At 62.8% G+C, this 24,780-nt stretch carries 20 protein-coding genes and 1 pseudogene; 12 read left to right on the top strand and 9 right to left on the bottom strand.

Annotated elements, in window-relative coordinates:
• Window positions 1-8: 8 nt before the first annotated feature.
• Together F0Q04_RS00170 and F0Q04_RS00175 are read right to left on the bottom strand one after the other, a co-directional pair.
• Complete coding sequence (locus tag F0Q04_RS00170; RefSeq protein WP_116927639.1) at window positions 9-842, bottom strand: SDR family NAD(P)-dependent oxidoreductase; 834 nt, start codon at window positions 840-842, stop codon at window positions 9-11.
• A gap of 21 nt (window positions 843-863) precedes the next feature.
• Window positions 864-1,751 (bottom strand): amidohydrolase family protein, encoded by an 888-nt coding sequence (locus tag F0Q04_RS00175; RefSeq protein WP_182343880.1) that lies wholly within the window; start codon window positions 1,749-1,751, stop codon window positions 864-866.
• A gap of 93 nt (window positions 1,752-1,844) precedes the next feature.
• Between F0Q04_RS00175 and F0Q04_RS00180 the strand changes: the two genes are divergently transcribed.
• From F0Q04_RS00180 to F0Q04_RS00190, 3 genes are all read left to right on the top strand, one after another.
• The gene (locus F0Q04_RS00180) at window positions 1,845-2,732 is read left to right on the top strand and encodes a LysR family transcriptional regulator (protein ID WP_182343882.1); all 888 of its coding nucleotides are present in this window, start codon (window positions 1,845-1,847) and stop codon (window positions 2,730-2,732) included.
• Window positions 2,733-2,996: 264 nt separating this feature from the next.
• On the top strand, window positions 2,997-5,435 hold the full coding sequence (locus F0Q04_RS00185) for a membrane-bound PQQ-dependent dehydrogenase, glucose/quinate/shikimate family (protein ID WP_182343884.1): 2,439 nt from the start codon (window positions 2,997-2,999) through the stop codon (window positions 5,433-5,435).
• Window positions 5,436-5,578: 143 nt separating this feature from the next.
• Window positions 5,579-6,262, top strand: coding sequence for a TetR family transcriptional regulator (locus F0Q04_RS00190; RefSeq protein WP_182343886.1), 684 nt, complete (start codon window positions 5,579-5,581; stop codon window positions 6,260-6,262).
• A 133-nt stretch (window positions 6,263-6,395) separates the two neighbouring features.
• Here the strand turns inward: F0Q04_RS00190 and F0Q04_RS00195 are convergent, their stop codons facing one another.
• The gene (locus F0Q04_RS00195) at window positions 6,396-7,766 is read right to left on the bottom strand and encodes a hypothetical protein (protein ID WP_182343888.1); all 1,371 of its coding nucleotides are present in this window, start codon (window positions 7,764-7,766) and stop codon (window positions 6,396-6,398) included.
• 150 nt (window positions 7,767-7,916) lie between these two features.
• On the opposite strand from F0Q04_RS00195, the gene F0Q04_RS00200 reads away from it, so the two are divergent.
• Together F0Q04_RS00200 and F0Q04_RS00205 are read left to right on the top strand one after the other, a co-directional pair.
• Window positions 7,917-8,834 carry a LysR family transcriptional regulator gene (locus F0Q04_RS00200; protein ID WP_182343890.1) on the top strand — a complete coding sequence of 306 codons (918 nt, stop codon included), beginning with the start codon at window positions 7,917-7,919 and terminating at the stop codon, window positions 8,832-8,834.
• Window positions 8,835-8,838: 4 nt separating this feature from the next.
• Window positions 8,839-9,831, top strand: a complete 993-nt coding sequence (locus F0Q04_RS00205) for a Bug family tripartite tricarboxylate transporter substrate binding protein (protein ID WP_182343892.1) — start codon at window positions 8,839-8,841, stop codon at window positions 9,829-9,831.
• A gap of 372 nt (window positions 9,832-10,203) precedes the next feature.
• On the opposite strand, the gene F0Q04_RS24275 is transcribed toward F0Q04_RS00205, so the two are convergent.
• The 3 genes from F0Q04_RS24275 to F0Q04_RS00220 form a co-directional block, all read right to left on the bottom strand.
• Entirely contained in the window at window positions 10,204-10,665 is a 462-nt protein-coding gene (locus tag F0Q04_RS24275; RefSeq protein ID WP_182343894.1) for an SWIB/MDM2 domain-containing protein, read from the bottom strand.
• 1,189 nt (window positions 10,666-11,854) lie between these two features.
• The gene (locus tag F0Q04_RS00215) at window positions 11,855-12,304 is read right to left on the bottom strand and encodes a hypothetical protein (RefSeq protein WP_182343896.1); all 450 of its coding nucleotides are present in this window, start codon (window positions 12,302-12,304) and stop codon (window positions 11,855-11,857) included.
• 302 nt (window positions 12,305-12,606) lie between these two features.
• Complete coding sequence (locus tag F0Q04_RS00220; RefSeq protein WP_182343898.1) at window positions 12,607-14,229, bottom strand: hypothetical protein; 1,623 nt, start codon at window positions 14,227-14,229, stop codon at window positions 12,607-12,609.
• 440 nt (window positions 14,230-14,669) lie between these two features.
• Here F0Q04_RS00220 and F0Q04_RS00225 point away from each other — a divergent pair, with 440 nt between their 5' ends.
• The 6 genes from F0Q04_RS00225 to F0Q04_RS00250 all read left to right on the top strand — a co-directional run bounded on the left by F0Q04_RS00225 (window position 14,670) and on the right by F0Q04_RS00250 (window position 19,812).
• Window positions 14,670-15,395, top strand: coding sequence for an OmpW/AlkL family protein (locus tag F0Q04_RS00225; RefSeq protein ID WP_182343900.1), 726 nt, complete (start codon window positions 14,670-14,672; stop codon window positions 15,393-15,395).
• 216 nt (window positions 15,396-15,611) lie between these two features.
• Window positions 15,612-16,196, top strand: a complete 585-nt coding sequence (locus F0Q04_RS00230; RefSeq protein ID WP_116927648.1) for a DJ-1/PfpI family protein — start codon at window positions 15,612-15,614, stop codon at window positions 16,194-16,196.
• A 67-nt stretch (window positions 16,197-16,263) separates the two neighbouring features.
• Window positions 16,264-16,701, top strand: coding sequence for a hypothetical protein (locus tag F0Q04_RS00235; RefSeq protein ID WP_116927649.1), 438 nt, complete (start codon window positions 16,264-16,266; stop codon window positions 16,699-16,701).
• Between the two features lie 109 nt (window positions 16,702-16,810).
• Complete coding sequence (locus F0Q04_RS00240) at window positions 16,811-17,605, top strand: MetQ/NlpA family ABC transporter substrate-binding protein (RefSeq protein ID WP_182343902.1); 795 nt, start codon at window positions 16,811-16,813, stop codon at window positions 17,603-17,605.
• Window positions 17,606-17,797: 192 nt separating this feature from the next.
• Window positions 17,798-18,577 carry an enoyl-CoA hydratase-related protein gene (locus F0Q04_RS00245; RefSeq protein ID WP_182343904.1) on the top strand — a complete coding sequence of 260 codons (780 nt, stop codon included), beginning with the start codon at window positions 17,798-17,800 and terminating at the stop codon, window positions 18,575-18,577.
• A gap of 8 nt (window positions 18,578-18,585) precedes the next feature.
• Complete coding sequence (locus tag F0Q04_RS00250; protein ID WP_182343906.1) at window positions 18,586-19,812, top strand: CaiB/BaiF CoA transferase family protein; 1,227 nt, start codon at window positions 18,586-18,588, stop codon at window positions 19,810-19,812.
• Window positions 19,813-19,986: 174 nt separating this feature from the next.
• Here the strand turns inward: F0Q04_RS00250 and ftrA are convergent, their stop codons facing one another.
• Window positions 19,987-20,985 carry a transcriptional regulator FtrA gene (gene ftrA / locus F0Q04_RS00255; RefSeq protein ID WP_116927653.1) on the bottom strand — a complete coding sequence of 333 codons (999 nt, stop codon included), beginning with the start codon at window positions 20,983-20,985 and terminating at the stop codon, window positions 19,987-19,989.
• Between the two features lie 92 nt (window positions 20,986-21,077).
• Between ftrA and F0Q04_RS00260 the strand changes: the two are divergent.
• Window positions 21,078-21,475 (top strand): annotated as a pseudogene (locus F0Q04_RS00260) (rhodanese-like domain-containing protein).
• A gap of 67 nt (window positions 21,476-21,542) precedes the next feature.
• Here F0Q04_RS00260 and F0Q04_RS00265 read toward each other — a convergent pair.
• Together F0Q04_RS00265 and F0Q04_RS00270 are read right to left on the bottom strand one after the other, a co-directional pair.
• Entirely contained in the window at window positions 21,543-22,523 is a 981-nt protein-coding gene (locus tag F0Q04_RS00265; RefSeq protein WP_182343908.1) for a siderophore ABC transporter substrate-binding protein, read from the bottom strand.
• Between the two features lie 69 nt (window positions 22,524-22,592).
• Window positions 22,593-24,638, bottom strand: coding sequence for a ligand-gated channel protein (locus tag F0Q04_RS00270; RefSeq protein ID WP_269780254.1), 2,046 nt, complete (start codon window positions 24,636-24,638; stop codon window positions 22,593-22,595).
• Window positions 24,639-24,780: the final 142 nt, after the last annotated feature.

Below are 24,780 nucleotides of genomic sequence, written 5' to 3' on the forward strand. Positions count from 1 at the left end.
ATCTTGCTTTATCCGCAGCGCACGGTCATACCGCCGTCCACCACAATCTCGGTGCCCGTCACAAAGCGCGATTCGTCACAGGCCAGAAACAGCGCCGCATTGGCGGTGTCGCGCCCATCGCCCATGAAGGGCAGCGGAATACGCGCCTGGCGCTGGGCCAGCAGCGCCTCGACATCGCCACCAGCGCGCTGGCCGGCCAAGCGGGTCTCGACCATCGGCGTGTGCAACTGGCCCGGCACGACGGTGTTCACGCGGATGCGGTGCGGCGCGTACTGCACGGCCAGCACCTTGGAAAACTGGATCACCGCCGCCTTGCTCGATGCATAGGCAATCTGGGCCGCACCGGTCCAGCGCATGCCCGAGGTCGACGAGATATTGACGATGCTGCCCGCGCCCTGCGCCTGCATCAGCGGCAGCACCGCCTTGCAACACAGGAACACGCTTTTGAGGTTGTAGTCCAGCTGGGCATCCCAGACCGCTTCGTCCATCTCGACCGGCCCGCCCTTGGCCGAGCCGCCCACGTTGTTGACCAGCACATCGATGCGCCCGAGCGCCGCCTGGCAGGCCTGCACCGATGCCGCTATCGAGGCCGCATCCATCACATCGCAGTGGCCGGCGACAAACTGGCCGCCCGCACTGCGGATGCTGCCCTCGGTCTCGCGCAGCGCCTGGGCATTGCGGTCCACACCAAACACCAGTGCGCCTTCCTGCGCAAAGCGGATCGCCGTCGCCCGGCCATTGCCCCAGCCCGCGCCAGCGGCCCCGGCACCGGTGATATAGACCACCTTGCCGGCGAGCCGGCCTTGCGGGTTGACGGGGGTATGGGCATCAAAAATCGCCATGCTTTTTTCCTTGCGAATATCTCAGGCTGGGAAGCGGTAGAGGCGCTGGGGGTTGTCCACCAGCAGGGCCTGCAGATGCGCCGGGTTGGGGCTGAACCGCGCGAGCGCATCGACCAGCACACCGTCATCGGGCACATGCGTGTGGTTGGGGTGCGGCCAGTCACTGCCCCAGAGCACGCGCTCGGGCGCATGGGCCACCAGCTCCTGCGCCCGCGCAATGCCGTGCAGGTAAGGCGGCGTCGCATCGATGCGGTCGATGCCGCTGACCTTCACGTAAAACAGCGGCTGCTCCAGAAGCCGCAGCAGTGCCTGAAAATCGGCGCCCTCCCGGCCCAACGCGGCATCCACACGGCCCATGTGGTCGATCACCACCGGGCAGGCCGATTGCTGCAGCACGGGGCCCAGGCTGTGGATCAGTGCGCTCTCAAAATGGATCTGCAGGTGCATGCCCAGCTCGGCGAGCATCGGTGTCAAGGCCACCACGTCCTCAACGGAAGCGCCAGTGTTCAGGTGCTTCATGAAGTTGAAGCGGATCGCCCGAAAACCTGCTGCGGCCAGACGCTGCAGCTCGGCACGCGTTACCGACAGTGGCACCAGCGCCACCCCCAGGTAGCGGCCGCCGCCATGCGCAATCGCATCCTCGACCACGCGGTTGTCATAGCCATGGCAGGCCGATTGCACGATCACGCAGCGGCTGATGCCCAGATGGCGGTGCAGCGCAAACAAGGTCTCCTTGCCCGCATCGGCGGGGGTGAAGCTGCGCGGCTCCGCATACGGAAATTCGTTCACCGGGCCAAACACATGCACATGGCTGTCGCAGCTGCCGGCGGGCAGCACCAGACTGGGGCGCGAGGGCGCCAGCGTATAGGTCTGTACGGGCTGCTGGAGGTGGGGGGTCGGGGCGTTCATGCAAGGCCATCAAAGAGTCGTCTTGAGCGCATTGTGGAACTGCCAGTTTTTTGATCGCCTATAAAATCCAAATATCAGATATAGAGGTGATGCATGGATTTTGTGCGCTTGCAGTACTTCATGGCGGTCGCCCAGGCACAGAGCTACAGCAAGGCCGCTGCGGCGCTGAACCTGAGCCAGCCGACCCTGAGCCGCCAGGTGCAGCTGCTGGAGGCCGAGCTGGGCCAGCCGCTGCTCGAGCGCCATGGCCGGGGCGTGCGGCTGACCGAATCGGGCAAGGCCATGCTGGCCCATGGGCGCAGCATCAGCGCGGCCGTCGATGCCGCCAAGGCCGACATGGCGGCGCGTCTGCAAAGCCCGCGCGGCAAGGTGCGCCTGGGGCTGCCGCCTTTGGTGGCCAGCCTGGTCACGCCCGATGTGGTGCAGCAGTTTTTGCAGGCCTGCCCCGATGCCTCGATCATTGTCGAAGAGAGCCTGAGCATTCGCCTGCGCGAATGGCTGCTGGCCGACCGCCTGGATGTGGCCGTGCTGTTTGACCCCAGCCCCACGCCGCAGCTGTTGACCGAGCCGCTGGCGCGCGAGCCCCTGGTGCTGATCAGCACCCGCCCCCTGCCCGAGCGGGTCAAAGTGGCCCAGCTGGTGGACTACCCGCTGGTGCTGCCCAGCCGCCCGCAGGCGCTGCGCATGATTTTTGACGACGCAGTCGAAGACCAGCAGCTGCCGCTACGCATCGTCGCCGAGGTCGATTCGATCAAGATGGTGCTGTCCCTGGTCGCCCGCAATGTGGGCTGCTCGGTCGTGCCCGCCAGCGCCGTGAAGACCTGGCCAGGCAGCGCGCCGGTGTTCACCGCCCAGGTCAGCCACCCTGTGATCCGCAACCGCATCGTGCTGGCCACACCGGCCGCGCGGCCGCACAACCGCCTGGTCAAGGCCGTGCACGGCATCCTCAAGCCGCTGATGAAGCAGCATTTCAGCGCCTGAATCCACGCCGCTTCAGCGCGCGCCCCAGCAGCATTTGCGCCAGCCCATGGCTGCTCGGCGGCTATTTGTTTCAGAAGTTCTTGAAATATCCGGTACACATCAGGCAGCGATGGACTTTATTTCTCACCACAATGGACATTTTTTCTCACACAAGACAAGGTCTGTAGCAGCGACTGCTTCGGGCCCTCTGCACAACGCCCCATCCCGGGCCTGGTGCAGAGGGCTGCTGCGCCTGCCAGGCCCAAGACAGATTCGAGGATCGATATGACACAACAAGCGCGTGTACCGTCACTGGCCGTGCGCCTGCTGCTCGGCGTGCTGGGCGCAGTGCTGGCCATCGCCGGCCTGGCCTTCCTGGTCGGCGGCGGCAAGCTCATCAGCCTGGGCGGCAGCTGGTACTTTTTGCTGGCGGGCCTGGGCCTGCTGCTGTCGGGCGTGCAGGTGCTGCGCGGCCGCCGCTCGGGCTGCTGGCTGTACCTGGCCACCTTTGCCGCTACGGTGCTGTGGGCCCTGGCCGAAGTGGGGCTGGACTACTGGAGCCTGGTCTCGCGCCTGCTGGCGATGACCTTTGGCGCAGCGGTGGTCAGCGCCTGCCTGCCGCTGCTGCAGGCGGGCGCCCCGCGCGCGCGCAGCAACAAGGGCCCGCTGGCTTTGGCGGGCGTGCTGCTGCTCGTGGGCCTGGTGAGCTTTGCATCCATGTTCCAGATCCATCCTGAGGTGCAGAACCAGGCGGCCATCAGCCGCAAGCCGGTCGATGCAGCCAGCGCGCAAAAGGACTGGAGCCATTACGGCAACGGCACGAACAACGACCGCTTTGCGGCGCTGGACCAGATCAATGTGGACAACGTCAACCAGTTGCAGGTGGCCTGGACCTTCCACACCGGCGATGTGCCCAAATCGACTGGCGCCGGTGCCGAAGACCAGACCACGCCGCTGCAAGTGGGTGACAAGGTCTTTGTCTGCACGCCCAGCAACAACGTGATTGCGCTCGATGCCGATACCGGCAAGCAGCTGTGGCGCCACGACACCAACTCGCATGTGGGCGGTGTCTGGGAACGCTGCCGGGGCCTGGCCTACTTTGATGCCAATGCGCCGCTGCCGGTGCCGCAGGTGGCGGGATCGTCGCCGGTGCAGCCCGTTGCGCTGCCCGCAGGCGACCAGTGCCAGCGCCGCATCGTGATGAACACCATCGACGCGCGCCTGTTTGCGATCAATGCCGACAACGGCGAGCTCTGCGCCGGCTTTGGCAACCAGGGCATTGTCGATCTGAAGCAAGGCCTGGGCGCCATTGCCAACCCCGCTTACTACACCCTCACATCGGCCCCCACCGTGGCCGGCACCACCATCGTCGTCGGCGGCCGTGTGGCCGACAACGTCCAGGTCGATATGCCCGGCGGCGTGATCCGTGGCTTTGACGTGATGACCGGCGCGCTGCGCTGGGCCTTTGATGCGGGCTCCAACACGCCCAACGAGGTGCTGGCCCCCGGCGCCACCTACACGCGCTCGTCCGCCAATGTGTGGGCCGGTACCACCTACGACCCCAGCTCCAACACCGTCTACCTGCCCATGGGCTCGCCCTCGGTCGATCTGTACGGCGTACCCCGTTCCGCAGCCGATCTGAAGTACGGCGCCTCCATCCTGGCGCTGGATGCCACCACCGGCCATGAGAAATGGGTCTACCAGACTGTGCACAACGACCTCTGGGATTTTGATATTCCGATGGCTCCGACCTTGATCGACTTCCCCAAAAAGGATGGCAGCACCACGCCCGCCCTCGTGGTGGGCACCAAGGCCGGCCAGATCTTTGTGCTGGACCGCCAAAGCGGCCAGCCGCTGACCCAGGTGGACGATGTGCCGGTCAAGCCCGCAGGCATTGCCGGTGAGAAATATGCCGCCACCCAGCGCGTCTCCGTCGGCATGCCGCAGATTGGCACCCGGACCCTGACCGAAGCGGACATGTGGGGCGCCACGCCACTGGACCAGCTCATCTGCCGCATCAAGTTCAAGTCGATGCGCTATGAAGGCCTGTTCACCGCCCCCGACACCGATGTGTCGCTGAGCTTCCCCGGCTCGCTGGGCGGCATGAACTGGGGCGGTATCTCGGCCGACCCGAACAACCACCTGATCTTTGTCAACGACATGCGCCTGGGCCTGTGGGTGCAGATGATGCCGCAAAAGCCCAAGGCCGCGCTGTCCGATGGTGGCGAGCAGCCCAACACCGGCATGGGCCAGGTGCCGCTGGGCGGCACGCCTTATGCCGTCATCAAGGACCGCTTCATGTCGCCGCTGGGCATCCCTTGCCAAAAGCCCCCTTTTGGCACGCTCTCGGCGATTGACATGAAGACCCAGCAAGTGGTCTGGCAGGTGCCCGTGGGCACCGTGCAGGACACCGGCCCGATGGGCATCAAGATGCGCATGCCGATGCCAGTGGGCCTGCCCACCCTGGGCGGCAGCCTGTCCACCCAGGGCGGCCTGGTGTTCTTTGCCGGCACGCAGGACTACTACCTGCGCGCCTGGAACACCGCCAACGGCCAGGAGATCTGGAAAAGCCGCCTGCCCGTGGGCAGCCAGGGCGGCCCGATGACCTACCAATCGCCCAAGACCGGCAAGCAGTATGTGCTGATCTCCGCTGGCGGCGCGCGCCAGTCGCCCGACCGTGGCGACTATGTGATCGCCTACGCGCTGCCTGACAAGGCCCAGTAAGCACCTGCATGGGGTCGGGCCACCAGCCCCTTGACCCACAACCCGCCATGGCCTGCACTGCAAGCCATGGCTTTTTTGTTGCCGACGCTCCGCGAAGGGCGCGCATGGTACGCTTGCCCGCTTGTGTCCACGGAGATCCGGCAGTGAGCAAGCAGCAAGGCCAGCAAGAGCCAACCTCTCAACCCCCCCAGACCGATGAGCCCGGCGCATCGGCAGGCATGCGCCAGGCCCTGCTCGACGCCGGCAAGACCGAGTTTGCCAACTATGGCTATGACGGCGCCCGGCTCGAACGCATAGCGGCCAAGGCCGGCTGCGCCAAGCGCATGCTGTACTACTACTTCGGCAACAAGAAGGATGTGTACCTGGCCGTCATCGAGCAAAGCTACACCGATATCCGCGCCTCCGAAGAAAGCCTGAACCTCGACGCGCTAGAGCCGTTGCAAGCGCTGCATGCACTGGCCCAGAAAAGCTTTGACTACCACGCCAACAACCAGGCCTTCACCCGCCTGGTGCTGCAGGAGAACTTCCAGGGCGGCGAAATGCTGGGCCAGATCTCCAACACCGAATCATTGCGCCGCGCGGCCCTCACCCCCCTGGAGCGCATCCTGGAGCGCGGCGTGGCCCAGGGCCTGTTCAAGCCCGAGGTCACTGCCACCGATGTGCACTACCTGATCTCTGCGCTGAGCGGCTTTCGCATCGACCACGCCGCCACCTGGCGCAGCCTGCTGCAGGTGGACCTGCTGGGCGACAGCTTGCGCGAGCGCCATCTGCAGATGCTGCTGGACCAGGTGGAAGCGCTGGTGTGTGTGCGGGCAGCGCAAGGCTGAGGGCGGACGCAGAAACACGGGCCGGTGTGCCGTGTTGTGCAGCAGATTTTGCACCGGCCTCAGCTTGGGCCAGTGCAACAACCATTGCCCGCTTGCGTGTGGAACCCAAGCACCGGGCAAGCGCAAGCAGCGATCACTGCGGACGTTGGCGTGGAGCGACGCGTGTGGACAGTGCAGGTGAGGTGTAGCTCGCATCAAAGCTACAGCCCTTGCCGTAGGTCGCTTCCAGGGCCAGGCAGGCACTGGCGATGCCGGAAGGCGTGGGCTTGGTGCCGGTGTTCACCCACTGCAGCAGCGCGTCCATCAGCGCGGGATAGGTTGGATCGCTGATAAAGCTGTGGGTGCCGTTTGTCGTGAAGGTCTGCACCAGACGCGCAGCACTGCCGCCTTCTTGCATCACCTCGCGGAAACGAGAATCGAGCTCTACAAATGCGGTCGGGTCGCTGATCCATTTGGTGGACAGCACCGGCACAGGGATCTTGCCGACCGGGTCGGTGTCGGTGGCGAACGTCTGGTAGGCGGCAGGGTTGGCTTTGTAGCGCAGCACGCCGGCGTTGAGGGCCGCATCGTCGGTAGAGCCGCTGTAGACCGCGCCTTCATTGCCGAACGGGCTCTCCCCGCCGGTGCGCTTGGCGGAGATATCCTGGAAGTGCATGGTCGCCCAGTTCATGTGCGACTGGATGGCGCTCTCCGGAATCTTGATCACATCGACGATGGTCTGGATCTTGGCCTTCTGCTCGGGTGTGCGCTCGGCAGCGGGCTTGTTGAGCGCCAGGCATTCGTTGACACGCAGCGCCACGTCCGCCTGCTTCATCGTGACATTGGCGGGCAGGCCGAGGTTGAGTGCGTAAGGCTGTTCGCTGGGACGTGGATGGTTACCACACAGGTACTGGTAGACCACGCGCAGATCAAGCCGGAAATCGTAGGAACGGGTGCCCCCGCCCAGCACGCCGCTGGTCAGCAAAACGCCATCGTAGGGACGCTCGCCGACGGTCTCTAGCGTGAACATCTCCGCGCCCTTGGCTGCCACGCCAGCGCCCCAGGACTGACCATGCAAGATGGTCTTGCTGGGGATCGCCACATGCTTGCGGAAGATGCCGCGCAGACGCTCCGTGTCTTCGGCGGCAGCGCGCACTTCCACTCCGCCCTGGCGGTAGGAGGAGCCCGCCCATGCGTAGCCTGACTTCACCATGATGGACCAGCGGGTCAGGTCTTCCATGGAGCGGTCCAGATCGGGGGCGGCCAGATCGGGGCCTCCATGCGCATGCATTACCAGGATGCCATTCCACTTTGCCGGCACTGCAATCATGTAGAACGCGCCCTTGGAGTCGCGGCCAGACAGGCATTTCGCGTCGCTGGGCACATCGGCAGGGCAAGTGGCCGTCACCGGCGCTGCCTCGTTGGAGGTGGACGGCCCTTGCAGCACCAGGGAGCCGTCGCCGCAGCCGCTGAGCGCGAGCAGCGCCAGCAGGGGCAGGCCGAGTTTGGAAAGAGGCGATTTCATGGTTTGTCTCCTATCAAGCGTTTTTTATGGGTGCGGCTCCCCGCAAGGCTGGCGGACCAGCGCTTGGTTGGCGAGGGCCTCCCTATTCTTGGTCGGCTTGCGAAATATTTCAAAGATTTCTAAGATATCAACTGCATACTTTTCAAATATATGGAACTGCGTCATCTCCGGTATTTTCTTGCGGTGGCCGAATGCGGCCATATCACGCGTGCCGCAGAGCGCCTGGGCATCCAGCAGCCGCCGTTGTCGCAGCAGATTCTGGCGCTGGAGAACGAGCTGGGCAGCGCGCTGTTTCGTCGCCATCCCAAAGGCGTGGATCTCACCGATCTGGGCCATGAGCTGCGCGCAGAAGCCGAGCGGCTGCTGGGCGACTTTGGCGCCATGCAGCAGCGCATCGAGGCGTATGCGCGCGGTGAGCGGGGCCATCTGCGCATAGGCTTCACCAGCTCGGCGGCGGCGCATGCCTTCACCCCGGAAGTGCTGCGCACCTGCCGCAAGTCGCACCCCGACATCTTGCTGAGCGTCAGCGAAAACAACGCCGCTGAAATCACCGAAGCCGTCGCGGCGCAACGTCTGCATTGTGGCTTTTTGCGCGTGCCGGTGGCTCACCCGGATGGATTGGCGTTCGAGCCCCTGCTCCGGGAAGAAGCGCTGTTGGCCATCCCGGTGGACCACCGGTTGGCGCACAACAGCGCCCAGCCCGTCATGCTGGAGGAGCTCGATGGCGAGAAACTGGTGCTGGTGCGCAGACCCGGTGCGCCAGGCCTGTATGCCAATCTGCTGGCGCTGTGTGCACAACGCCATGTCCATGTGGAAGTGGCCGCCGAAGTCGAGCGCATGATGACCAATGTGAACCTGGTGGCAGCAGGCGTGGGCTTGTCCATTGTTCCGGCGTCGATCAAAGGATCGCATCGCCATGCGGTGGTGTATCGCTCACTCGATCCGTCCCTCGACCTTTGGGCGCCGTTGACCTTGGTGTACCGCGCGCATGACTGCGATGGCCCGTTGGGCACGGTGATCGCCTTGGCCAAGAAGCTGGCCAAGCGCCATGCCTCCAAAAGCAGGTGAACCTATGTCCGAATGGCCCAAGCTGACCCCGGCAAACGCCCCACGATGGTCGCGAAGAGCCATGCTACTGAGCGGCTGGATGGGCGCATCGCTCGTGGCCACGGAGGGACTGGCCGCCCAGAAAAGGCCAGGCGCTGCGCTGAAGATGCTGGTGGCCTATCCCCCCGGCGGTGTCAGCGACCTGGTGGCGCGCGCCCTGGCCAAGGAGATGGCCGATCAGCGCCAGGCGCAGGTGATCGTCGAGAACCGGTCTGGCGCCAGTGGAACGCTGGCGCTAGAGCTCTTGCAACGCAGTCCGCCCGATGGCCAGATGCTGGTCTTTACCGCCGCCGCCGCATTGGGCCTGCTGCGCCACGCGGCCGCGCGGCGTGCCCGAGCGCCAGGGGGTGCAGCGCCATTGCCCCTGCAGCCCGTGGCGGGTGTCATGCGCACGCCGCTGCTGTTGGTGGGCACCTCCGCGCTCGCACCCACTGCGTTCGCCGACATGATCGACGAGGCGCGCAAGCACCCGGGCATGCTGCGCTGGGCAACGACAGGCGAAGGCACGACGGGGCACACCGTGCTGCAACGCGTGAGTCAGCTTGCGGGCGTGCGCATCAGCCATATTCCGTACAAGGGCGGCGGGCAGCAATTGACCGATGCGCTCGGTGGCCACTTCGAGCTGCTGTCGACCAACGTCGCACCGAGCCAGCTCGCAGCCTTGCGTGACGGGCGCTTCAAGGCCTTGGCGGTTGGCGCACCGCGTCGCCTGCCAGTGCTCCCAGAGGTGCCGACCCTCGCGGAACTAGGTTACCCATCCGCGAATCTGGATTCCCTGTTCGGGCTCTTCGCCCCACCGGGTACGCCCTCCCAGGTGGTGGTGCATCTGCATGCATTGATCGAACAAGCCCTTCGCTCGCCTGCCATTCGCCAGATCCTGCTCGATGCCAACAACCAGCCCTACGAGGGATCGGTGCAGGACTTTGCACGGCAGGTGGAGCGCGAAACCGATCGTTGATTCAAGCCGGTTGGAATGAAATGTTTGCACCAATAGATAGGGGCTGCACATCCGGATCGTTCGAGGTTTACACGCCCTCCGCATGGGAAATCCTTGCATTTGATCCGCAGACGCCTGCATAAGAAAGGCCTGCTTTTACAACTGTCGTTTCTCACTGAATTTTGAACTCCGCATTACGGTGAATCAAGCACTTGCGCGAAGATGGATCCTCAAGTTTTGAACTCGCTGATTACTGAGTCTTGAATTTTCAGGTCCACCGATCACTGAGTTTTGAACTTTGCGATCGCCTGACGACCTCGTTCGACCCAGAGTGGGAGCTACATATGGATGTTCTGGGATCCTCTGGTTGCCGCCTCTATCCCTGTCATAGACCTACTGAAGCTTGCTTTGGACCAGTTTTGATATCGCGAATAGACTCACTTTGGGCACTCCAAGGGCTGCCTGCAGGAAGCTATCGCACAGAATGATGCGCTGGGAATCAGGATCATGAAGACCATTCGTCTCAATGTAAGCGTAGACCCTACGCACCGCCTCCGCATGACTGATTCGCTCATGACCAATTATGAGAGCGAGGGATTGGGTCGGTGACAGCAGTTTTACTGTTGGTGCCGGAGAGGGCTCTCCTTCTTCATCTGCATCCAGGGAGCTATCAAGGCTCTCGCATGGAGAGTTCCCACAGCGCTCACACTTTTCCGAAGATGCGCCCTTGGGACTGACACGAACCTGCGAGTCCAGATGACCCTCAAAACACCCACGGCAGAGGACTCCAGACCAGTGCCATGGGCCATTCATTGCGCCATCGTCATCGTAGAAATCGCAGACCAAGTTGCTCATTCTTTCGCCTTCCTTTCGTGTGGGAACTTTACACGAGCCGGCGACAAGCAAGCATTCGCCCCGGCAACCACTCTGGCCGATCCTGATTTGTCTCCGAATTGAAATTTCAGTACGAAAATTCAAATCTCACGAAGAAACAACACCGTTTGTTCAATTAAACTCCGACTTATACTTTAAGTACATTGCTCTTGCCCTATCCACAATACTTCCAACAATTGGCTGGCCCTCCTCATCCAGCATTACTTCTACAAAAGAGCATTTACACCCTTTTATATTTTCTTCGTCACTCCAGAAGATTCGTAACTGGTCACCAGTAAAAAGCTGCCCATGACGCTCTGCATGCGATCGTCTAGTCGTAGCACTCAGTGCAGACAAATGCATAAATCGGTATCTATGCCCATACTTGCCTAAGTTCCTTTCAGTCTCTTCAATCCGTCTCATGCGTCGCTGATGAAGCCAGGCATCGCGTTGCTCCTGGGGGAGGCTGGAAAAATCCCTCGGTGCTGGAGAAATGGAGGCAGTGTTCGTGGGATCTACGCCTAGCTGTTGGACTTTTTCTTGCCAAGTCACACTCGGTTTTTTTGGGGGTGCCGGTGGAGGTGCCTGCAGCTGCTCGACTTCCCTCGAAGGTGCAGCCTTTGGGGTGGCTGAGTTTCTGAAAAGTGTTCTGAGTCGTTCGAGCATAGAGTTTCAAATTTATAGCTATTGACCAGGCGTTGTAGTGAACCAAGCGGCTTACCGCTACTGGCCATAAGGCGTCATCCTACCTTCGAATTTGCAGGCGCAACACCCCTGAAGCTACACGGGCCGGCGACAGGCTGGAAGCAGCCCCGGCCCCCCTAGGGCTCAGCTCAAAGCGCCCCGAGTTCAAAACTCAGTGAGAAAAATTCAAAACTCGCGGAGAACAGACAAGAACCGACACCTGCCCCCCTAGGGCTCAGCTCAAAGCGCCCCGAGTTCTCTAGGATCTCATTGATCTCGCAAATTCGGGTCCATGTAGATCAAGGACATTTGCAGAATCAGTGAGAACGATTGATCCAGCCATTCTCACACTCTTGCAAAGATCCTACAGGCCAATCCAAGCGTGCTCTGCGAACAAGCTGCTCGATGCCAGCTTGCGCAAAGATCTACGCCCCTGGCCAGCTGGCCGAGCTCGCTCTGATGGCGGCTTGCGACCCGTAGCAGCCATTCAATTGAACTGCTGATCTACCCACGCACTAAGACGCCTTGACGTAAGGTTGCGCCCTCCATTTGCCAATAGAGCTCTTTTGTATTCCATGGAATTCATCGTTGGACATGCATTGACTGCAGAAATGAATACTTCCGGCGGAACATACCAGTGCGTTGAGATGTAATGAACAATAGCCACAGGAGCCACGTAAATCTTGCCTTGGTATGGAACGAAGACGTTGTCAGAAAATTCGGGAGCGTCGTACTGGCATAGGCTGCAAGCATGCCTACCAGCAGCCACGACGGGTTGCCAAGGTTCTTTGCACAGCGATTTCAAGCGTTCAAGAAACTCGCGACTCACATGTCCATGCTCGATGTCCGAACTCAAATCAAGCCACCCGACAGCGACCAATTTCTCAGACGGCAACGGCAAATATGTGCATGGTTCCAAATCATCAATTCTGCTCATGCAAAAACTCCAACAGTCGGTTTGGCCAATTTGCAAGCGAGCATATCCGAAGCTAGAAAATCTCAGTTGAACTTCCGCTTCTGGCCGATAGCCGCCATCCTACCTTCGAATTGACTAGGCGCACCAGCAGCCTCACGGGCCGGCGACAGGCTAGAAGCAGCCCTGGCACCCCCTCGGTCTGAGCTCGAAGCGCCCCGAGTTCTGTAGGTTCTCAATGATCTCGCGCAAGCTTGTAGCGGCGAGCCATAGCACGCACGAAACTTGGTCGTAGTTCGGATGTCACTAGTCGAGCAAGGTAGTTTTCAGTGCTGTGCTTCCAGAGCAGCATTGAGCTCATTACGAAACAGCCGTAGGTGTGCTCGAAGCGCGTAATCCTGTTCGTCGAAGCATTGTTTCAGGATTTCCAGGTAGTTGTTCTGTTCCCTGAAACCATTGGGTTCGATGAGGTGCGATCGCATCACCCTGGCTAACGGCGCCAGGTGTGCAGTCACCTCCAGGTCCCGCAGGGTAGTGAGCGCCACACCAAGCAACTCTTCCTTGAGTCGGCGGGTCACGCGCGAAGACATCAGGATGGGTTTGATGACACCACCAATGGCTCCAGCGGCTTCGAAGGAAATGTATACGTGATTGCCTTCGCGTTGGCTGGGGGACAACACGTCGCCAGGCTTCGTCAGGTCCTTAGCATCCCTCACCCACACCGCAGTAGCGTCAACTACTTCGTATAGCAGGTAGGCCAGCGGCGTTGGGAACTCATGGTTCTCGTCATCCTGTCGAACTTCGCGAGCTCGGTCGATTAAGCGGCTAGCGAAATGAGGCATGTAGTGGAGCCATAAGTGGTCAGCAATACGTTGATGCAGCCCCTCCAATACCATGATCCTGAAGAACCAGATGCCGGCATATACCGGGTCGTGGTGCTTTCCAACATCTTGGAAGGTCAGCAACCGCCCATTGAGCTTCTTCTCAAGAACTTCATCCGCATCAATCCGCGCGAGGACGGCCTCACCAACGGAGCGGTAAACCCCGATACGTGCAGCGACACCTACGTCGGCACAATAGAACCGCAAGAGACGGTTCTCATCAGGCAGTGCCAAACGGTGCCCACCCTCACCAAAATTGTCGTTGTTATTGAGCTCGCTGTAGAAAATGCTGGACTCATTCCCTAATAGAGCGTCGAAGAACTCGTCTTGGAAGCCATCTACGACGAACGCTGCACGATCCATCATTTCTATACACTGATAGGGCCGAGCGATTGCAAGGTGTGCGATCAAGCGACGAGAGGACAGCAGCCGCTTAACGACGATGGTCGCGTGGCGCTGTACCCGCTGGGAAGGGCCAACTAGGTCGGCAAGCCATTCCCGAAAGCCAAACCAATTGCGTACTAACCAGTTCGACGGGGCGCCTTCTCCAAAAGTGATCGCCCCGTCAGATCGGAAGACAACTCGGAAGTCGGGACGGGCTGGGCGAAGGCTATTTGCAACGCGGTTTCGCACGCTCTTCGACGCTGCCAAGTCCAGTGCCGATTCGAGATGACGTTGTAGCAACTCGGCGAGTTCATCGAACTTCCCTACATGCAAGAGCGACGTGGTGAGGTCATCGAAAAGTCCAAGGTTCCACCGCGTCAACCTCGTCCTGCGCGACCGCCAGTAAACGAATGCGACGAGTAGCAAGAACAGCAAGTACTGGGTGGAACTCTTGTCGAAGCCCCACAACCAGGGTCCCAAATTAGGGAACCCAAGTGTGGTGAGTACAGGTTCGAAGAAGAACCCATTGATTATGAGCAACACGCCCCAGATGACCAGCCAGTCCAACCAGTTCAGACTTAAACGAAAGCTAAGCCTGGCGGTGCTTGGCACGACCGCCCACACCGCCGCAATCAAGCCCAGCATGGTGAGTAGTGCACTAGTGTCGATGCCTGCAGAGTTCATAGCGGGATGAATTTTGGGTAGAGCTGAAGGGGACAAGGGCTCTGCAGAAGCTCTTGTGGCAAGTACGGCGCAGCACCTTCGTCAAGGCAATGCAGATGGCAGAACCATCCTACCTTCGAATTGACCAGGCTCATCAGCAGCCTCACGGGCCGGCGGCAGGCTGGAAGCAGCCCTAGCACCCCCTCAGTCTGAGCACCAAGCGCCCCGAGTTCAAAACTCAGTGAGAAAAATTCAAAACTCGCGGAGAACCGACAACAACAAACTCCCGCCCTTTCCCATCTGCATTTTCCCCAAGTCTGCACAAATTAGAACGAGTGTGCTTTTTTTGCTGAAATTCAGCGCTTACCCTGTCGACATGGGCTGCCAGGCTTCCTATGCTCTGTCTTCGAGACAAGCCAGATTTGACGATCGTTCAAACAGCAACCCAAGGAGACAAAGCAATGAGACAAGCCAAGAAATGGATGTGGCTGGCGGCCACCGCCTTGCTCGCAAGCAGCGCTTATGCCCAAAAGGCAGGCGACTGGGTGTTAGGGGCCGGAGCGCTCAATTACTCGCCCCAGGACAAGAGCAAGCCGCTGACCTTTGTCGAGCCCTTTGAGCGCCAGATCCCTGGCTCGGGTGCCGATCTCAAGAGCGCCACCACCTTGGGCTTGAACGTGCACTACTTCCTGACCGACAACTGGGCAGTCGAAGGCGTGCTGGGCATTCCGCCGCGCCTCAAGCTCAACGGCGCCGGCACCCTGGAGCCCATTGGTGAGCTGGGCAATGCGCGCCTGTATGCGCCTTCCTTGCTGGGCAAGTACTTCTTTGGCAATGCCGATGACAAGTTCCGCGTCTCGCTGGGCCTGGGTGTCACCTACTCGCAGTTCCGCAGTGTGCGGCTGACCAGCGGTCTGCAAAACACGCTGGGCAGTGTGATCGGCGCGCCTCCAGGGGTTGCCAAGACCACGGCCAAGATCGACAGCCAATGGGCGCCGGTCTTCAACATCGGTGCCAACTACGCGATCGACAAGAACTGGGGCATCACCTTCTCGGTGTCCTATGTGCCGATGAAGACCGACGCCAAGCTGACCACCACGGTCAATGGCAACAAGGTGGCGGTATCGCAGACCCGCCTGACGCTGGACCCGATCATCCCGTTCCTCTACGTCACCTACAAGTTCTGATTTTTCCGAGAGGAGAAGCCCGTAGCGCCTGCGCTGCGCCCAAGATGTGGCCTGTATCCATGAATGCCACAGCATGCGATGGCTCCAAGCCATCTTTTGCCACCCTGCTCCACGAGCAGGGTTTTTTTTGCCCGCGCGCGCCGCCCTTGGCATCCGGGCCCGCCCGGCCCACAATGGCGCAGGCAGACCCGCCTGAACCCAACCTTTGGAGACCCTATGCCGGCCAAGAAAATCCTGATGATCTGTGGTGACTACTGCGAGGACTACGAAACCATGGTGCCCTTCCAGACCTTGCTGGCCGTCGGCCACCAGGTGCATGCGGTCTGCCCGGACAAGAAAGCCGGTGACCATATCAAGACGGCGATCCATGACTTTGAAGGTGCGCAGACCTACAGCGAAAAGCCCGGCCACAACTTCACGCTGAACGCAAGCTTTGCCGACGTCAAGGCAGAGGACTACGACGCGCTGGTGATCCCCGGTGGACGCGGCCCCGAATACCTGCGCAACAACGAAGCGGTGCTGGCCGCCGTGCGCCATTTCTTCACTGCCAACAAGCCCGTCGCCGCCGTCTGCCACGGCGCGCAGCTGCTGGCCGGCGCTGGTGTGCTCCAAGGCCGAACCTGCTCGGCCTACCCGGCCTGCAAAGCTGAGGTGGTGCTGGCCGGCGGCACCTATGCCGATATCGCCGTGGACCAGGCCCATACCGACGGCAACCTGGTGAGCGCCCCCGCCTGGCCTGCCCACCCGCAGTGGCTGGCGCAGTTCCTGGCCTTGCTCGGAACGCGTATTTCGCACAGCTAAACCGCGCGCGGTGGCAAGTGCTGGGCCGCCTGCAAGCCCTTGCCATCGCTGCTACCATCGCAGCCCCATGACCGCAGACAGCTACAGCCACCACCTCGCCACCGGCAACCAGTTCGTTGCCGAGGCACAAAAGATTGCCACCACCGATTTCGCTGCCGCCCGCGCGCTGTGGCAGCAGGCGGGCCAGGCGTTTTACCGCGCCCACCAGGCCGACCGCAACCAGCCCGAAGCCGCGCTGCGCCTGGCCCAGGCCTGGATGGCCGAGGCCCATGCCTTGCACAAGGAAGGCTCGCCCAATGCCACGGTGATGTGGCAAAACGCCGCCGCCCAGAACGAGCTGGCCTTTGACCTGGATCCGCGCAATGCCCGCATCGCCATGGCTGCGGCCAGCTGCCACCACTTTGCCGGCGATGCCGAAGCCGCCCAGGCCTGGATGCAGATCGGCCAGCACTTGGCATCGGGCGGCGACCAAGCCCCCGAACCTGGCGACCCAACAGACGACTGACCAGCTCCATATAGCGAATGGCGTCTTTGGTTATTCGATAATATTATTTTTTAATCTGAGCGATCGAACGTAGCATGTGGGCCCGTCTACCTGTTTCTGACTGCCCTCCATGCTCAAGCGCCATTTCACCCTCGCCGCCCTGCTGGCGGTTTCTGCCACCTTTGCCGCGCCTGCCTTTGCGCAGGACAAGCCCCTCAAGCTGGGCGTGACGGCGGGCCCCCATGCGCAGATTGCCGAGGCCGTCAAACAAGCGGCCGCCAAAGAGGGTCTCAGCATCCAGGTGATCGAGTTCAGCGACTTCATCCAGCCCAATGCCGCGCTGGTCGCCGGCGATCTGGATGCCAATGCCTACCAGCACCACCCCTATCTGGACCAGCAGGTCAAGGACCGGGGCTACAAGCTGGTGGCAGCCGCCAACACCGTGGTGCTGCCCATTGCGCTGTACTCCAAGAAAGTGAAATCGCTGGCCGACCTGCCCGCCGGCGCGCAGATCGGTCTGCCCAATGACCCCACCAACGGCGGCCGCGCGCTGCTGCTGCTGCAAGAGCATGGCCTCATCAAGCTGCACGCCTCGGCCGGCATCAAGGCCACACCGCTGGATGTTGTTGACAACCCCAAGAAGCTGCGCCTGCGCGAGCTCGATGCCGCCCAGCTGGTGCATGCGCTCAATGACCTCGATGCCGCCGTCATCAACACCAGCTATGCGATTGCCGCCAAGCTCAACCCCACCAAGGACGCCATTGCCCGCGAGTCGGCCAAGTCGCCCTATACCAATCTGATTGCCGTGCGCCAGGGCGACAAGGACAAGCCCTGGGTGGCGCGCCTGGTCAAGGCCTACCATTCGGACGAGGTGCGCCAGTTCATCGACAAGGAGTTCCAGGGCTCCATCGTCCCCGCGTTCTGACAGGGGCTGACACGAGCCTTGATACGTCGTTGCGATGCCTTGTCGTACCCTTGTACTGCCTGCGGTATCGCGCCTCGTCTCAACCGCAAACCTTGGGTTTGCTGGGCCGTCTTAGCCCCTCCGCAACCGTTCACCCCAGAGGCGCGCAAACGGGCGCGCCTTTTCCATCCTCCTCTTTCATAAAGCCAGCCCATGAGCGGACAGATCAGCTTAAACCGTGAAGGCCATGTCGCCACCTTGTGGATCGACAACGTGGCCAAACGCAATGCCATCAGCCACCAGATGTGGGTCCACCTGGCCGAGCAACTGGACGCGCTGGTGCAAGACAGCGATCTGCGCTGCATCGTGCTGCGCGGCGCCGGCACCCAGGCCTTTGGCAGCGGCGCTGATATCGACGAGTTCGAATCGCTGCGCTCATCCAAGGAAAAGGGCATTGCGTTTGCCGAGCAGGCGCACCGGGCCATGGCCCTGCTGCGCCACTGCCCCATTCCCACCCTGGCCGCGATCCGTGGCGCCTGCGTCGGCGGCGGGCTGGAGTTGGCAGCCTGCTGCGATCTGCGCCTGGCCAGCGACGACGCCCGCTTTGGCATTCCCATCGGCCGCCTCGGTGGTGTGCTCGCCTACCCGGAGCTCGAGGCGCTGGTGCATGTCGCCGGCCCCCAGGTGGCGCTGGAGCTGCTGCTCGAAGGCCGCCTGCTCGATGCCCAAGAGGCCCTCAGCAAAGGCCTGGTGACCCGCGTGGTGCCCCAAGCTGCCTGGGACGAGGAGCTGGCCCAGACCATCGCCCGCATCAGTGATCTAGCGCCGCTGTCGGCGCGCTGGCACAAAAAATTCATCGCCCGGCTGCAAAGCGGCACCCCATTGACGGATGCCGACCAGCAAGAGGGCTACGCCTGCTTTGACACGCAGGATTTCATCGAAGGCTACCGCGCCTTTTTGGACAAGCGCAAGCCGGTATTCACAGGAAAGTAACAGCGTTCATGCAGCCCTCCCCTACCCCGCGCACAGGCCCGCTGTCGGGCCTCGTTGTTGTTGAGCTCACCAATGTCATGGCAGGGCCCGTTGGCGGCTTGCTGCTGGCCGACATGGGCGCCGAGGTGGTCAAGGTCGAGCGCCTGCCCGGCGGCGACGACACCCGCCGCGCGATCCCGCCCGAGATCCAGGGCGAGTCCGCCACCTTCATGATCGTCAACCGCAACAAGCGCGGTATTGCGGTCGACCTCAAGCACCCCGATGGCCTGCAGGTGGTGCGCCGCCTGATCGACAAGGCCGATGTGGTGATCGAGAACTTCCGCCCCGGCACGATGGAAAAGCTCGGCCTGGGCTACGACGTGCTGCGCGCGAGCAACCCGGGCCTGATCTACTGCAAGATCACCGGCTTTGGCCTCAATGGGCCCTATGCCAAGCGCGCCGGCTATGACCTGATTGCGCAGGGCATGTCCGGCATCATGAGCCTGACCGGCGAAGGCCCGGGCCGCCCGCCCGTCAAGGTCGGCGTGCCGATTGGCGACGTGACCGCCGGCATCCTGGCCTCGACCGGCGTGCTGGCTGCCTACATCGAGCGGCTGCGCACCGGCGAAGGCCAGTATGTCGACACCTCGCTGTACGAGGCCTCGCTGGTCCACACCTACTGGCAGGTGGCCATGGCCTTTGCCACCGGAGAATCGGCCGGCCCCATGGGCTCGGCCCACCCGGTGGCCGCGCCCTACCAGGCGATACCGACGCAGGACGGCTGGATCAACATCGGCGCGGTGAGCCAGTCCACCTGGGTCGGCATGACCCGCGTGCTGCAGCTCGAGCACCTGCTCGAAGACGAGCGCTTTGCCAGCAACCGCGAGCGCATGGCCCACCGCGATCTGCTGATCTCGATCATCACCGAGGCCATGCGCAGCAACACCACCGACTACTGGGTCGAGAAGTTCGAGCAGGCCGGTGTGCCTGCAGGCCCGGTGCGCAAGATCAAGGACATGCTCGAAGACCCGCAGACGCTGGCGCGCGACATGGTGATCGAGGTCGACCACCCCGTCGCCGGCCAGGTGCAGGCGCTGGGCCTGCCGATCAAGTTCTCGCACGGCAATGGCGTCACGCGGCGCGGCGCGCCGCAGTATGGCGAGCACACCGCCGAGGTGCTGCAGGAGCTGGGCTACAGCAGCGACGACATCGCGGCGCTGGCCGCCAGCCAGGCGGTGCAGTTGCAAGGCCGCTGAGACTGTGCCGCAGCCCGGCCGCCACAGCGGCGGGTCTGGGCGCTAGGGATGCTCTGCAAAACCCTCGCCAAGCGGGATGGACGCGGATTGGGATGAGCCGCAAGGCGTCTTTTGCAGTCAATAGCCGTAGGTATTGACAAGGAAGACAACGCAGCGGATCGCCCGAGACCGCGTTCAGACCACGGCAGGGAGTTTTGCAGAGGGTCCCAAGGGCGCGGTGAATGATGCGCGGTATGCCCTGGGGGACACCCCCAGGCTGCGCTTGAACTGGTCGCGCAGCACCTGCACGCTGCGGTAGCCTGCCTGGTCGGCAATCTGCTCCACACGCAGGCTGGTGCTCTCCAGCAGCCGCCGCACTTCCTCCATCCGCGCCTGCGCCAACCAGGCGCTGGGCGCCATGCCGGTGCCTGCCGTGAAACGGCGCAAAAAGGTGCGCCGGCTCATCGCCAGCACCTCGGCCATCGCGGCCACCGTCCAGTCCCGCCGCAGATCGGCGCGCACCTGGTCCAGCAGCTGCGCCAGCTTGCCCGATGTATCGGCCACCAGCGGCTGCTCGATGAACTGCGCCTGCCCACCGCTGCGGTGCGCAGCAACCACCAGGCGCCGCGCCACGCTGTTGGCCGCCTGCACGCCAAAATCGCAGCGCACCAGATGCAGCATCAGGTCGAGCCCCGCCGCACTGCCCGCCGAGGTAAAGATGCGCTCATCCTGCACGTACAGCACCTGGGCATCCACGTCGATGGCAGGGTAGCGTTGCGCCAGCGCCTGGGCGTAGCGCCAATGGGTGGCGGCACGGCGCCCGTCAAGCAAGCCGGCGGCGGCCAGCACAAACGCGCCCGAGCATATCGATGCCAGGGTGGCCCCGCGCCGCGCCGCGCGCCGCAGGGCTTGTTGAAGCGCGGGCGGGACCGGCTCGTCCATGCCGCGCCAGCCGGGCACCACGATCAGGTCCGCCTGCTCCAGCAAGGCCATATCTGCACTGGCCTGCACCAGCAAGCCCCCCTGGGCCCGCAGCGGGCCCGGCTCAACGGCCACACTCGCAAAACGGTACCAGCCCTCACCCATCTCGGGCCGCTCCAGGCCAAACACCTCGGCCACCATCGAGAACTCAAAGGTGCAAAGACCGTTGTAGACCGGTGCGACGACCAGCGGGCCCAGCAAGCGTGCAGACATTGGCGCAAATCCTTCCCTTTATGTCTTCTGCGCCAATTGTAGGCAACAGGTTCGATCCGCAAAATCGCTGGCATGTTTACCAGGAGTACTTCATGAGCCGCTATGTCAGCCAGATTCCCGCTGCCGCCAGTGCCGATGCCGTGGCGCATTTTTCCCGGTCCTTCACGTTCGAGACCGACTGCTGGGATGTGCACGATGCCCTAGGCCATGGCCAGCCCGACTTTGTGCTGCTCGATGTGCGCAGCGCGGCACTGTATGCACAAGGCCATGTCCCTGGCGCCCTGCATCTGCCGCACGGCAAGATCGTTGCGAGCAAGCTGGCGGCCTGGCCCGCCGATACGCTGTTTGTGACCTATTGCGCCGGCCCGCACTGCAATGGCGCGGCCCGGGGCGCCTTGCGCCTAGCGCAACTGGGCAGGCCCGTGAAGATCATGGCCGGCGCATCACCGGTTGGCTGGATGAGGGGTTTGCGCTGGCAACCGCATCCTGACCGCCCGTCGCAAGAAAGGGGAGGCATAACATGCCGCCCCCTGAAAGCGTCTTCCCGCGTCAAGACCTCAGCGTGGGCTCCAAACGGCCTTCAGCTGCGCCGTCGTATGCAGCATCGCCTGCGGCCCGGCCACACCCAGCAGGTACCAGACCTGTGGATCCAGGAACACCACCCGGCCCTGCTGGCCCGCAGCGCTGTTGCGGATAGCGTCGTTGTTGAACAGCTCGGTGCTGGCGACGACCGGTTTGCCGTCGCGCCCGGTGGTGCTGCCGGTGCCGGCATTGCGGTCGATCACATAGAGCCAGGCGGGGTTGAGCTGGCGGATCTCTTCCATCTTCATCGGCACGCCGCGCGGCTTGCTGGCATCGGCGGGCAGGGCAGGTTGGACGCTCAGCACATCGTGCAGCAGGCCAAAGCGCGCGCCGGGAGGCTGGGCATTGAGCATGGTGCTGATGGCCAGCACCAACAGGCCCGGCGCTTGCTGCTGGGCCAGCGCGCGGGTACTGTCCACCTCGGCGCGTACGCGCTGCATCAGCTGCTCGCCCTGGGCCTCTTTGCCCCACAGCGAGGCGAGCGTCGTCACATTGCGCTGCATATCGGCCAGCAGCTGCTGGTTGTTGACGCTCAGGTCCACGGTCGGCGCAATCTTGCTCAGAATCTCGTACTTGCCGGCGCTGCGGCCCGCAACGACGATCAGGTCCGGCTGGATGTGGCTGAGCGCATCAAAATCGGGCTCGAACAAGGTGCCCGCTGGCAGGTAGCGCGCATCGGCATAGGCCTGCATATAGCTGGGGAAGTTGGCCTTGGCCAAGGCGGTCACTGGCAGGTTCAGTGCTTGCATGGTGTCGAGCGATGCCAGGTCGTAGACCACCACGCGCTTGGGCGCCAAGGGCACCACGGTGCTGCCCTTGGCGTGTTGCACGGTGATCGTTGCCGGGGCCTTGGGGGCGGGGGCTTGCGCAAAGGCTGCCGGGGCAGCAAACAGCGACGTGGCGAGGGCAGCACCGGCGCTGGCGCGCCAGCAGGCCGTGGTCAATGGCTGGGTCATGTCTTTCTCCAATGCATGTCAATCAAGTTGAGGCGGCGCCCGCAGGCATGCGGGGCGCCGCGCGGTGGTTTAGAACTTCAGGTTCATGCCGACCCAGTAACGGCGCCCATCCTGCACGGTGGCGTAGTCTTCGTAGTACACGTCCTTGTCGAACAGGTTGTAGATGCCGGCAAAGAAGGTGGTGTTCTTGTTGTAGTGGAACGAGCCGCCCACATCGAACATCGCATAGCTGCCAGCGACCCAGGTGCGGGCCGAGCGGCCGCCAGTGGGCTGGCTTTCCTTGCCCCGGTAGGACAGCTTGGTCCAGCCGTTCCAGCGGTCCGACGGCTTCCAGTCGAGCGCAACATTGAGCATGTGGCGCGGCAGCTGCGACAGCGGCTGGCCGGCGAACTCGCCGCTCTTTTGCTCGGAGCGGGTAAAGGTGTAGCTGGAGTTCAGGTCCAGGCTGCGCGCCAGCGGCATGGTCAGCGTTGCCTCGATGCCGCGCGTCACCGCCTTGTCGATATTGACATTGGTGGTGGGCGTGTTGCCGGACGAATTCAGCGGCCCACACTCGGGGCAGGCAATGCGGGTGATCTTGTCGCGGAAGTCATTGTCAAACACCGTCAGGCCCGCCGACAGGCCGGCGCCATCGTTGTAGAGCACGCCCACTTCCTTGGACAGCGATTTCTCCGGCTTCAGATCCGGGTTGCCATAGATATTGCCGCCTCGGCTGGCCTGGCCCCAGTCGCCCAGGGTCTGGCGCAAGGATGGGGCGCGGAAGCCGGTCGAGACGCCGCCCTTGACAGTCCAGCGCGGGCTCAGGTTCCACACGCCATACAGGCGCGGGCTCCATTGCGAGCCGCCCTTGCTGTCGTGGTCATAGCGCAGCCCACCGGTCAGCGCAAAGTCCTCGCGCAGGCGCCATTCGTCTTCGGCAAACCAGGCGTACTGGGTGCGGTCGGCGGTGGTGCGGTTGCTGCCGGGCAAGGTGTTGGTGGTGGTGTCGGTCAGGTCCTGCTTGTTGTAGTACAAGCCGGTGCTGACGATGTGCGCGTCGCCCACCGGAATCACCCAGCTGCTGTTGGCCACCGTGTTCTTGATGGTCATCTCGCGCGAGATATTGCGCGTCTTCTCATGCTGCACATAGGTATCGGACGAGGCCCAGCCCCAGCGGCCCTTGTGCTGCAGCGAGTAATTCTCACGCTCGAACTTGCGGTCCGACAGCTCGCCGGTCTCCAGCAAGGTCTTGCCGGGGGTGGAGATGAAGTGCTGCCTGGCCGAACCCACTTCGGCAATGATGTCGTGGTCCTTGTTGGGCGTGAGCGCAATGCGGGCATTGAGCGCCTTGGTATCGCTGTCGTTGTAGCCCTGGTAGATGCGGTCTTCGTCGCGCTTGCTGTAGTTGCCGTAGAGGCTGATGCCCAGCAGCTCGTCCTTGATCGGGCCCGAGAGGTAGAAGTTGCTCTGGTAGGCATTGCCCGATGCCGAGCGCTCCTGCAAGGTGGCGTCGGCACGCAGCGAGCCATGCCACTCTTTGGCGACCTTGCGCGTGATGATGTTGACCACGCCGCCCATCGCGTCCGAGCCGTAGAGCGAGGACATGGGCCCACGCACCACCTCGATGCGCTCGATCGCTTCGAGCGGCGGCACCCAGCTTTGGTCGGTCCCCGTCGAGCCATTGGTCTGCGTCTCGCGCGTGCTCATGCGCTTGCCATCGACCAGGATCAAGGTGTAGTTGGCACCCATGCCGCGCAGGCTGATGTCGTTGGAGTTGTTGTCCGAGGGCGTCATGATGACGCCGGGCACATCGCGCAGCGCGTCATGCAGGTTGCTGTACGCGCCCTGCTCGAGCTTCTCGCGCGGAATCACGGTGATCGAGGCCGGCGCCTGGGTCACTTCCTGCTCAAAGCCTGCAGCTGTCACCACCACGGTGCCCAGCGTTTTGTCGCTGGCAGCTTGCCCTTCGGCATCGGCCGCCTGCGCGGCCGCTGCGCCATGGACCAGCATGCCGGCCACCACGCCCGCGATGGCGCGCAGTGCATGGCGCTGGGGTGCCGATGGCAGTGGGTGGAAATCAAGACGCAGAGGCCGTGCTGGCGCGCGACCCGCTGCCAACGGGGCAGAGGAGGACATGGGAATAATCGGTAATCAGGTAGACAACAGCTCGCCCCAGGCGCCTGCAGATGGAGACCACCCGCAGGCACTGGCGGCGGGCCAGCGATGCTTCGCTTGTTGTGCAGGTCTGCGGTCACGGCGCTTGTCAGGGCGCCGTCCC

Source organism: Comamonas koreensis, from assembly GCF_014076495.1.
Taxonomy (GTDB): Bacteria; Pseudomonadota; Gammaproteobacteria; order Burkholderiales; family Burkholderiaceae_C; genus Comamonas; species Comamonas squillarum.

What these genes read in the sequence shown, in the direction of transcription:
- F0Q04_RS00170 (WP_116927639.1), bottom strand. Translation starts at nt 842, where the DNA reads ATGGCGATTTTTGATGCCCATACCCCCGTCAACCCGCAAGGCCGGCTC.
- F0Q04_RS00175 (WP_182343880.1), bottom strand. Translation starts at nt 1,751, where the DNA reads ATGAACGCCCCGACCCCCCACCTCCAGCAGCCCGTACAGACCTATACG.
- F0Q04_RS00180 (WP_182343882.1), top strand. Translation starts at nt 1,845, where the DNA reads ATGGATTTTGTGCGCTTGCAGTACTTCATGGCGGTCGCCCAGGCACAG.
- F0Q04_RS00185 (WP_182343884.1), top strand. Translation starts at nt 2,997, where the DNA reads ATGACACAACAAGCGCGTGTACCGTCACTGGCCGTGCGCCTGCTGCTC.
- F0Q04_RS00195 (WP_182343888.1), bottom strand. Translation starts at nt 7,766, where the DNA reads ATGAAATCGCCTCTTTCCAAACTCGGCCTGCCCCTGCTGGCGCTGCTC.
- F0Q04_RS00200 (WP_182343890.1), top strand. Translation starts at nt 7,917, where the DNA reads ATGGAACTGCGTCATCTCCGGTATTTTCTTGCGGTGGCCGAATGCGGC.
- F0Q04_RS00205 (WP_182343892.1), top strand. Translation starts at nt 8,839, where the DNA reads ATGTCCGAATGGCCCAAGCTGACCCCGGCAAACGCCCCACGATGGTCG.
- F0Q04_RS24275 (WP_182343894.1), bottom strand. Translation starts at nt 10,665, where the DNA reads ATGAGCAACTTGGTCTGCGATTTCTACGATGACGATGGCGCAATGAAT.
- F0Q04_RS00215 (WP_182343896.1), bottom strand. Translation starts at nt 12,304, where the DNA reads ATGAGCAGAATTGATGATTTGGAACCATGCACATATTTGCCGTTGCCG.
- F0Q04_RS00220 (WP_182343898.1), bottom strand. Translation starts at nt 14,229, where the DNA reads ATGAACTCTGCAGGCATCGACACTAGTGCACTACTCACCATGCTGGGC.
- F0Q04_RS00225 (WP_182343900.1), top strand. Translation starts at nt 14,670, where the DNA reads ATGAGACAAGCCAAGAAATGGATGTGGCTGGCGGCCACCGCCTTGCTC.
- F0Q04_RS00230 (WP_116927648.1), top strand. Translation starts at nt 15,612, where the DNA reads ATGCCGGCCAAGAAAATCCTGATGATCTGTGGTGACTACTGCGAGGAC.
- F0Q04_RS00235 (WP_116927649.1), top strand. Translation starts at nt 16,264, where the DNA reads ATGACCGCAGACAGCTACAGCCACCACCTCGCCACCGGCAACCAGTTC.
- F0Q04_RS00240 (WP_182343902.1), top strand. Translation starts at nt 16,811, where the DNA reads ATGCTCAAGCGCCATTTCACCCTCGCCGCCCTGCTGGCGGTTTCTGCC.
- F0Q04_RS00245 (WP_182343904.1), top strand. Translation starts at nt 17,798, where the DNA reads ATGAGCGGACAGATCAGCTTAAACCGTGAAGGCCATGTCGCCACCTTG.
- F0Q04_RS00250 (WP_182343906.1), top strand. Translation starts at nt 18,586, where the DNA reads ATGCAGCCCTCCCCTACCCCGCGCACAGGCCCGCTGTCGGGCCTCGTT.
- ftrA (WP_116927653.1), bottom strand. Translation starts at nt 20,985, where the DNA reads ATGTCTGCACGCTTGCTGGGCCCGCTGGTCGTCGCACCGGTCTACAAC.
- F0Q04_RS00265 (WP_182343908.1), bottom strand. Translation starts at nt 22,523, where the DNA reads ATGACCCAGCCATTGACCACGGCCTGCTGGCGCGCCAGCGCCGGTGCT.
- F0Q04_RS00270 (WP_269780254.1), bottom strand. Translation starts at nt 24,638, where the DNA reads ATGTCCTCCTCTGCCCCGTTGGCAGCGGGTCGCGCGCCAGCACGGCCT.